1 pseudogene is annotated in these 509 nt (G+C 42.0%); it reads right to left on the bottom strand.

The features are described 5' to 3' along the window. Positions 1-472: pseudogene (locus tag ACS8FC_RS21115) on the bottom strand (OmpA family protein); the annotation flags it as partial. Between the last annotated feature and the right edge of the window lie 37 nt (positions 473-509).

The raw sequence follows: 509 nt of genomic DNA, 5'->3' as shown, positions 1-509 counted from the left end.
CGATTTTAGATTGACCAGCACCAATTAGTACATATGGCTTAAGTGCATTATCAGTATAACCAGTAAACTCTTCAGTACCGATCAAGAAGTTACCAGAGATCATGGTTTGTTCGATATCGAAACGGTTAGCACCAGATTTAGCTGATGCTTCAGAAGCTTCACCGTTTGCATCAGATACACCATACTCTACTTGGAACTGAGTAGAAGGAGTCAGCTCAATACCTAGTGCAGCACCAGTGTACAGGCTACTTTCTTTGGCTACACCACCATTATCGTTGCCTAGACGATCTGTATTATTCTGCAGGTTCTTACCAGTAGTCAACACTTCACGCTGTTTGTCAGCTGTATCGCCAAATTCTTCATCAACCATGTGATAACCAAGAAGCAACGGGCTAATAGTAACACCAGCATTAGCTGCCATCGGTGCAGCCGCTACAGCGAACAAAGCTAGAGCTATTTTATTCAATTTCATGGACTTCCTCCAAAGGATAATTTTAGTGATGCATTAA

The organism is Psychrobacter sp. 1Y4 (assembly GCF_051847555.1).
The sequence above is the reverse complement of the archived record's forward strand: the minus strand, read 5'-3'. Positions and strand labels throughout refer to the sequence as shown.